Here is a 7,096-nt window from a genome sequence, read left to right on the forward strand (position 1 = left end):
CCATCCAAATTTCGGATATATGCAATGAAAACTGGTAAAGAACTGAAACCCGGTACAGTGATCCGTCTCGAAAACGACCCTTGGCTGGTTCAGAAAGCTGAGTTCACCAAGTCTGGTCGTAACAGCGCAATCATGAAGACCAAGCTGAAGAACCTGCTGACCGGTTACAAGACCGAGATCGTCTACAGCGCCGATGACAAACTGGACGACGTGATCCTCGACCGCAAAGAAGCGACCCTGTCCTTCATCAGCGGCGACACCTACACGTTCATGGACACCACCGACTACACCATGTACGAGCTGAACGCTGAAGATATCGAAGCCGTTCTGCCGTTCATCGAAGAAGGCATGGAAGACGTCTGCGAAGCTATTTTCTTCGAAGAGCGCCTGGTTTCTGTAGAGCTGCCGACTACCATCGTGCGTAAAGTGGCCTACACCGAAGGTTCCGCTCGCGGTGACACTTCGGGCAAGGTGATGAAGCCTGCCAAGCTGAGCAACGGTACCGAACTGCAAGTGGCCGATTTCATCGAAATCGACGACCTGATCGAGATCGACACCCGCGAAGGTGGTTCGTACAAAGGTCGCGCCAAGAAGTAATTCTGGCCCTGCCGATACGAAAAAAAGCCCGACCTTGAGTCGGGCTTTTTTATGGGCGTTACTTTTTACTTGAGGTGTTGCTTCAGCTCATCCGAGGCCTGGAGCAGTGCGGAGCGGACGGCCGGGACCTGGCTGACCACGTTGAGCAAACCGTAATCGTGGATCATGCCGTTGTAGCGCACCGCAGTTACCGGAACACCGGCGGCGTCCAGCTTGCGGGCGTAGGCTTCGCCCTCATCACGCAACACATCGGCGCCGGCGGTCTGGATCAGTGTGGGCGGCAAGCCTTTCAACTGATCGGTGCTGGCCCGCAGTGGCGAGGCGTAGATCTCGGCGCGCTGCTTGGCGTCAGTGGTGTAGTTGTCCCAGAACCACTTCATCATGTTGCGGGTGAGGAAGTGCCCTTCGGCATATTGGTTGTAGGAGCCGGTGTCGAAGTTGGCGTCGGTCACCGGCCATAACAGCACTTGGAACTTGATGGCCGGGGTGCCCTTGTCTTTGGCCATCAGGCTGACGACCGCCGCCATATTGCCGCCGACACTGTTGCCCGCGACTGCCAGGCGCTTGCCATCGACGTTGATCTCTTGACCATGCTCGGCCACCCATTTTGTAGCGCCGTAGGCCTGGTTGATCGCCACCGGGTAGTGCGCTTCCGGCGAAGGCGTGTAGTTGACGAATACCGCCACCGCCCCCGAATCCGCCACCAAGTCCCGCACCAGGCGTTCATGGGTCGGGTAATCCCCCAGCACCCAGCCGCCGCCGTGGAAGAACATGAACACCGGCAACGTGCCCTTGACCCCGGCCGGACGCACGATGGTCAGGTCCAGCGGCTTGCCATCGACCTGGATGGTCTTCTGGCTCACCTCTGCGGCCGGCAAGGTCAGCTTCACACCCGCCTGAGCGCCGGTCAGTACGGCACGGGCGTCCTTGGGCGTCAGTTGTTCCATCGGTTTGCCGGTGCCGGCGTTCAACACATCCAGAAAAGCCTGGGTGTTGTGTTCGACTTCACCGGTTGCAGCAAAGGCGTTAGTGATGGACAAGGCGAGCAGGGTGCCGGTGAGTGCTTTACCAATTGTGTTCATTGCGTTCTCCAGGGGCGGCCGAGGTCATTTAGACAGTCACGTGCAGGCGTACATCAACGTTGCCACGGGTGGCGTTGGAGTACGGGCAGACTTGGTGAGCGGCGTCGACCAGGCTTTGCGCGTCGTCCTGAGCCAGGCCGGGCAGGCTGATGTGCAGGTCGATATCCAGGCCGAAACCGCCGGGGATCTGGCCGATGCCGACGTGGGCGGTGATCGAGGCGTCATCCGGGATTTTGCGTTTGGTCTGGCTGGCGACGAATTTCAGGGCGCCGATGAAGCAGGCCGAGTAGCCGGCAGCAAACAGTTGTTCAGGGTTAGTGGCCTGGCCACCGGCGCCGCCCAATTCTTTGGGGGTGGAGAGTTTGACGTCGAGGATGTTGTCGTTGGAAACGGCACGACCATCACGGCCGCCGGTGGCGGTAGCTACTGCGGTATAGAGCGTTTGCATGGTGTTTTCCCCTCGGTTGTTAGCGCTAAATGTTTGTGCGCTAAGTAGTTGGTGAGGCGAATGTATAGCGCTAATGTTTTGCGCGCAAGATAAATTTATAAATATATTCTGAGGCGCAGACAAACGGTCATATTTTGCGGGCGCCGCGGACGCGACGCCCTAGATGGGATAGGTTAAAGGCTGCCTTGCAGGTTGGTGCGCAAGGCAATCAGGTCACCTTGCAACTTGCGCAATTGCGCCAGCTCCAGGCCGCTGGCGCCGAGGATGCACTGGGGTATGCCCATGGCTTTGTCCTGCAGGGCGCGGCCGGCATCGGTCAATTCCACGACCACCACGCGTTCATCTTCACGGCTGCGGGTACGGCTGAGCAGGCCTTCAACTTCCAGGCGCTTGAGCAGCGGTGTCAGCGAGCCTGGATCGGTCAGCAGGCGACTGCTGATTTCGCCGACGGTCAAACCATCCTCTTCCCACAGCACCATCATGGCCAGGTATTGCGGGTAGGTCAGGCCCAGCGCCTGCAGCAGTGGCTTGTAGACCTTGGTCATCAGCAGCGAGGTGGAGTGCAGGGCGAAGCACAGCTGGTTGTCCAGCATCAGGGATTCGCACGGGTCGGGGTTTTTGCTCATGGCGGTGCCTCCGGAAAACGTATCTGAGCTGGAATCTAGCGGGCAAATCTTTAATGCGCCAGATAATTCTGTCCGAGCGGTCAGACCAAGCCACTTTGCAAGGCCAGGTCCCAGGGCGGCACCGGGCTGAAACGGGTCTTGAGGTATTCCAGCAACAAGCGGCTGCGTGCGTTGGGTTGCTGTTCCAGGCGCAGCGCATAGATCCCGGTGGTTTCCGGGCTGGGCAGGCCATTTTCACAAAACAGCGGCAGCAATTCGCCGCGCACCAGGTATTCACTGGCCAGCCAAGTCGGCAGGTGGGCAATGCCCAGTCCGGCCAAGGCGCCGGACAGCAAGGCCTCGGCGTTGTTGGCACTCATGCGGATGCGGCGCGGGCGGTAGGTGGCGCGGCGTCCATCTAGCTCGAAGCGCCAGGCGAATGTGGGCGCCAGGCCATCCCAGTCCAACCCGTCGTGTTCGCTCAGCTCGCGAGGGTGGCTGGGCGTGCCTCGGCTTTTCAGGTACGCCGGGCTGGCGCAGGCGACGCGCACGATGCTCGCCAGGGGCGTGGCGATCAAGCGTGTGTCGACGAGATGCCCGGCACGCAGCACCAGGTCAACCTTGCCCAGGTGTGCGCCTTGCATGTCCACAAAGCTGTCGATCAGATGCAGGTGCACATCCAGCCCGGGGTAGACGTTCAGGAAGTCGGCAATCACCGGCGCCAGGTGCCGTCGACCGAAGGCCGCTGGGGCATCCACCCGAATCAGGCCCTCCGGGGCATGGCTCAAAGACACCGCTTCGGCCCGTGCCAACTGCAATTCGCTGACGATCCGCCGCGCCCGTTCGGCAAAGGCCAACCCCGCCGGGGTCGGCAGTACCGCGTGGGTGCTGCGCTGGAACAGGCGACTGCCCACCGAACTCTCCAGGCTGTCGATACGCCGCGCCACCGCGGAGGGCGTCAGCGGATGCCGGCGTGCGGCAGCGGAAAAACTGCCGGTTTCCAGCACGTCGAGAAACAGGCTCAGTTGATCGGTCAGGGTATTGGGGTTCATCGAATAAACGCTTATGCGAGATTGGCACAGCCATTGTGCGTTGCTGTGCGTTTCCGCGCCAGAGCCGACTGCGTAGCATGCAAGGCCTGGGATTGCGGAGTAACAAGCGGTGTTGGATTTAGTGATGTACCTGGTAATGGGCGCGGCTCTCGGCACAGTGGGCGGCCTGTTTGGCATTGGCGGCGGGCTGATCGCGATCCCGGTGCTGGGCGTGTTATTCGGCCTCGATCAACAGTTGGCCCAAGGCACGGCACTGGTCATGGTGGTGCCCAACGTGATGCTGGCGCTGTGGCGCTATCACCAGCGCAACCGTATCGAGCTGCGTCATGCGTTGCCATTGGGCGTGATGGGGTTCAGTTTCGCCTGGCTCGGGTCGATCTGGGCGGTCGGCCTGGATGCGGGCGCAATGCGCATCGGCTTTATTGCCTTCCTGCTGACGCTTTCGGCCTACAACTTGGTACGCATGTTCACCCGCAACGCACCGCCGACGGCGCAGATGCGTTACTCCTGGCCATGGCTCGGGCTGCTCGGCGCAGCCTCTGGCTCCATGGGCGGCTTGTTCGGCGTCGGCGGTGCAGTGGTCGCGACGCCTGTGCTGACCAGTGTTTTCGGCACCACCCAGGTGGTTGCCCAAGGCCTGTCCCTGGCCCTGGCATTGCCGAGTACCGGCGTGACGCTGGTCACCTACGCCTGGCACCAAGAGGTGGACTGGATGATCGGCGTGCCCTTGGCCGTCGGTGGCCTGCTCAGTATCAGTTGGGGTGTGAAAGTCGCCCATGCGCTGCCAGAACGCGTACTGCGCGGCCTGTTCTGCGGCTTTCTGGTGGTGTGCGCAGTGATGCTGACCTTTAAAGTCTGAAGCCTTGGATGATGTATTCCGCCAGGCAATCGGTGATGGGCGAGTTCATCCGCGTGTTACGCAGCAGATGCAGATTCATGGATGGCAGCGGCGGGAAACCCTCGTCGCGGCCGAGTATGCGCAGGTCTTCGGTTACCAGGCTCTCCATGCTGACCATCACGGCCAGGCCCGCATTGACCACGGCCTGGATCGCCGACACGTTGGAGCTGTGGTAGGCCAGGCGATAATCGCGTCCAGCCGCGTCCAGTGCCGAGCAGGCCCACTGGGTATACAGGCAGGCCGTACCGGACATCGCCAGCGGCAGAGCGTCGTGTTCTTCGGTGCAGAAACACGGCGCTGCCGCCCACACCATGCGCTCGGTGCGCAACAGTTCACCGATCTCATTGCCAGGCTCGCGGCTGACAACGGTCAGTGCCAAATCCCGCCGCTGCATCAGTACCGTTGACGCCTCGCAGTGCATCTCGATCTGGATCAGCGGGTAGGCCTTGGAAAACTGCTTGAGAATCCCCGGTAGGAACCGCATCACGTAGTCATCCGGCGTGCCGATGCGCACCAGGCCCACCATATGCGGCTCGCGCAGGGTGTTGAACACCTCACTGTGCAGCTTCAGGATGCGCCGCGCATAACCCAGCAACACTTGGCCCTCAGGCGTCAGCCGCACCTGGCGGCCATCGCGCTCGAACAGCTTGCGCTGCAACACGTCTTCTTCGAGGCGCTTCATCTGCATGCTCACCGCCGATTGCGTGCGGTTGACCAATTCGCCCGCGCGGGTAAAACCGCCCTGGTCGGCGATGGCGACGAAGGTGCGCAGCACTTCGGTGTCGATGCTCGGGAAGCTGGACAATTGATCAATCTCTGAGATGTATTGCATAAGAAACATTCGTTGGATTGATCTTAAGCCCAGGCACACACTTGCGCCATCCCCACTGGAGGGCGAGAAGATGAAAGGTCAAAGAGGTTTTGTATTGATGGCGAAACGTCCGTTTGCCGGGCTGTTTCACAAGATTGCCCGTTGGCAGGCGCTGCATGAGGAGCGCCAGATGCTGGCGACCTTGAGTGATGATGCGCTCAAGGATATCGGCATCAGCCGCGGTGACGTCGAGCACGAGCGCCACGTGCATTTCTGGCAGGACCCGCTGCGAAAATGATCGCGGATGCAGTAGGGTAGTCGGCGCGCCCACACGGAGAACCCCATGCCCGCCGATCTGTCATTCTCTCTCAAGCAAGCACGCCGCATGGCACTGGCGGCCCAGGGTTTTTCCGGGCGCCAGGCGCCTGCCTTGATCAAGGCTGCGCACCTCAATCGCATGATCGAGCGTCTTGGCGTGTTGCAGATCGATTCGGTCAATGCCGTGGTACGTTCCCATTACTTGCCGCTGTTTTCCCGTCTGGGCAACTACTCCCCGTTGATCCTTGAACAGGCTGCCTGGAGCCAGGGTCGACGGCGTTCGTTGTTCGAGTATTGGGGGCATGAGGCCTCACTGCTGCCGATGGCGCTTTACCCGTTGATGCGCTGGCGTATGCAGCGGGCGCAGCAGGGGCAGGGCATTTATTCGCAGATGGCGCGTTTTGGCCGTGAGCAGCAAGCCACCATTCAGCGGGTGTTGCAGACGGTCGAGCAGCAAGGCGCATTGGGGGCTGGCAGTTTGTCGACCCGTGAGGAACGCGCCGGCCCTTGGTGGGACTGGAGCGATGAAAAGCACGCACTGGAATGGCTGTTTGCCGCCGGCTTGGTGACGGTTGCCGGTCGACGCGGTTTTGAGCGGCTCTACGATTTGCCGGAGCGGGTCATCCCCAGCGATATCCTTCAAATCGCTGTGACTGAAGCCCAAGCCCAACGTGGCTTGTTGCTGCACAGCGCCACGGCATTAGGCGTGGGGACTGAAAAAGACCTGCGCGATTACTTTCGCCTTGATCCGGCCGACAGCCGCAACCGTCTCGCCGAACTGGTGGAAGACGGCCAACTGCGGGTTTGCCAAGTGCAAGGCTGGAAACAACCGGCGTACTGCCTGCCCGATCCGAAAGTGCCACGCAAAGTGCCGGCCAGCGCCTTGCTCTCGCCGTTCGACTCGCTGGTATGGGAACGCAGCCGTACCGAGCGCCTGTTCGATTTCCGCTACCGCCTGGAGATCTACACCCCGCAAGACAAACGGGTGTATGGCTACTACGTGCTGCCGTTTTTGCACAACGAGCGGATTGCGGCGCGCATCGACCTGCGCGCCGAACGCGCCAACGGCCGCCTCGCGGTGCACGCCGTGCATGAGGAAGAGCCGGGCTTGGATGATGAGGGGATGGCGGCGCTGGCGTCGAACCTGCTGCAAATGGCCGACTGGCTCGGGCTGGAACAGGTCCAGCTCAATTGCCAGCGGCCAAGTGCCGACCGGTTAAGGGCGGCGATGATCTTGTGGTGAGTGGGATTTTTGTGTTGAGAGGTTTTTTGTGGTGAGCGGGCT

Annotated in this window: 9 protein-coding genes; 4 read left to right on the plus strand and 5 right to left on the minus strand. The window is 60.9% G+C overall.

Annotation, left to right across the window (positions count from 1 at the left end):
- Nucleotides 1-24: 24 nt before the first annotated feature.
- A complete protein-coding gene (locus HX812_RS15750) occupies nucleotides 25-597 on the plus strand; it encodes an elongation factor P (RefSeq protein WP_003172723.1) in 573 nt (190 codons plus the stop codon).
- Between the two features lie 65 nt (nucleotides 598-662).
- On the opposite strand, the gene HX812_RS15755 is transcribed toward HX812_RS15750, so the two are convergent.
- The 4 genes from HX812_RS15755 to HX812_RS15770 all read right to left on the minus strand — a co-directional run bounded on the left by HX812_RS15755 (nucleotide 663) and on the right by HX812_RS15770 (nucleotide 3,784).
- Nucleotides 663-1,679 carry an alpha/beta hydrolase gene (locus HX812_RS15755; RefSeq protein ID WP_038848598.1) on the minus strand — a complete coding sequence of 339 codons (1,017 nt, stop codon included), beginning with the start codon at nucleotides 1,677-1,679 and terminating at the stop codon, nucleotides 663-665.
- 28 nt (nucleotides 1,680-1,707) lie between these two features.
- On the minus strand, nucleotides 1,708-2,127 hold the full coding sequence (locus HX812_RS15760) for an organic hydroperoxide resistance protein (RefSeq protein WP_010211852.1): 420 nt from the start codon (nucleotides 2,125-2,127) through the stop codon (nucleotides 1,708-1,710).
- Between the two features lie 173 nt (nucleotides 2,128-2,300).
- The gene (locus HX812_RS15765) at nucleotides 2,301-2,753 is read right to left on the minus strand and encodes a MarR family winged helix-turn-helix transcriptional regulator (protein WP_038848601.1); all 453 of its coding nucleotides are present in this window, start codon (nucleotides 2,751-2,753) and stop codon (nucleotides 2,301-2,303) included.
- A gap of 80 nt (nucleotides 2,754-2,833) precedes the next feature.
- On the minus strand, nucleotides 2,834-3,784 hold the full coding sequence (locus HX812_RS15770; protein WP_038848603.1) for a LysR family transcriptional regulator: 951 nt from the start codon (nucleotides 3,782-3,784) through the stop codon (nucleotides 2,834-2,836).
- Between the two features lie 109 nt (nucleotides 3,785-3,893).
- Between HX812_RS15770 and HX812_RS15775 the strand changes: the two genes are divergently transcribed.
- Entirely contained in the window at nucleotides 3,894-4,643 is a 750-nt protein-coding gene (locus HX812_RS15775; protein ID WP_038848604.1) for a sulfite exporter TauE/SafE family protein, read from the plus strand.
- Here the strand turns inward: HX812_RS15775 and HX812_RS15780 are convergent.
- The gene (locus HX812_RS15780; protein WP_038848606.1) at nucleotides 4,633-5,514 is read right to left on the minus strand and encodes a LysR family transcriptional regulator; all 882 of its coding nucleotides are present in this window, start codon (nucleotides 5,512-5,514) and stop codon (nucleotides 4,633-4,635) included. The genes HX812_RS15775 and HX812_RS15780 overlap by 11 nt on opposite strands.
- Nucleotides 5,515-5,584: 70 nt before the next feature.
- Between HX812_RS15780 and HX812_RS15785 the strand changes: the two genes are divergently transcribed.
- Both HX812_RS15785 and HX812_RS15790 read left to right on the plus strand, forming a co-directional pair.
- Nucleotides 5,585-5,791 (plus strand): DUF1127 domain-containing protein, encoded by a 207-nt coding sequence (locus HX812_RS15785; RefSeq protein WP_038848608.1) that lies wholly within the window; start codon nucleotides 5,585-5,587, stop codon nucleotides 5,789-5,791.
- Between the two features lie 45 nt (nucleotides 5,792-5,836).
- Nucleotides 5,837-7,054 (plus strand): winged helix-turn-helix domain-containing protein, encoded by a 1,218-nt coding sequence (locus HX812_RS15790; RefSeq protein WP_038848610.1) that lies wholly within the window; start codon nucleotides 5,837-5,839, stop codon nucleotides 7,052-7,054.
- Nucleotides 7,055-7,096: the final 42 nt, after the last annotated feature.

It is taken from the genome of Pseudomonas sp. IPO3749, from assembly GCF_013386605.1.
In the GTDB taxonomy this organism is placed as follows: domain Bacteria; phylum Pseudomonadota; class Gammaproteobacteria; order Pseudomonadales; family Pseudomonadaceae; genus Aquipseudomonas; species Aquipseudomonas azotoformans_A.

What these genes read in the sequence shown, in the direction of transcription:
- HX812_RS15785 (WP_038848608.1), top strand. Translation starts at nt 5,585, where the DNA reads ATGAAAGGTCAAAGAGGTTTTGTATTGATGGCGAAACGTCCGTTTGCC.
- HX812_RS15765 (WP_038848601.1), bottom strand. Translation starts at nt 2,753, where the DNA reads ATGAGCAAAAACCCCGACCCGTGCGAATCCCTGATGCTGGACAACCAG.
- HX812_RS15770 (WP_038848603.1), bottom strand. Translation starts at nt 3,784, where the DNA reads ATGAACCCCAATACCCTGACCGATCAACTGAGCCTGTTTCTCGACGTG.
- HX812_RS15790 (WP_038848610.1), top strand. Translation starts at nt 5,837, where the DNA reads ATGCCCGCCGATCTGTCATTCTCTCTCAAGCAAGCACGCCGCATGGCA.
- HX812_RS15750 (WP_003172723.1), top strand. Translation starts at nt 25, where the DNA reads ATGAAAACTGGTAAAGAACTGAAACCCGGTACAGTGATCCGTCTCGAA.
- HX812_RS15755 (WP_038848598.1), bottom strand. Translation starts at nt 1,679, where the DNA reads ATGAACACAATTGGTAAAGCACTCACCGGCACCCTGCTCGCCTTGTCC.
- HX812_RS15760 (WP_010211852.1), bottom strand. Translation starts at nt 2,127, where the DNA reads ATGCAAACGCTCTATACCGCAGTAGCTACCGCCACCGGCGGCCGTGAT.
- HX812_RS15780 (WP_038848606.1), bottom strand. Translation starts at nt 5,514, where the DNA reads ATGCAATACATCTCAGAGATTGATCAATTGTCCAGCTTCCCGAGCATC.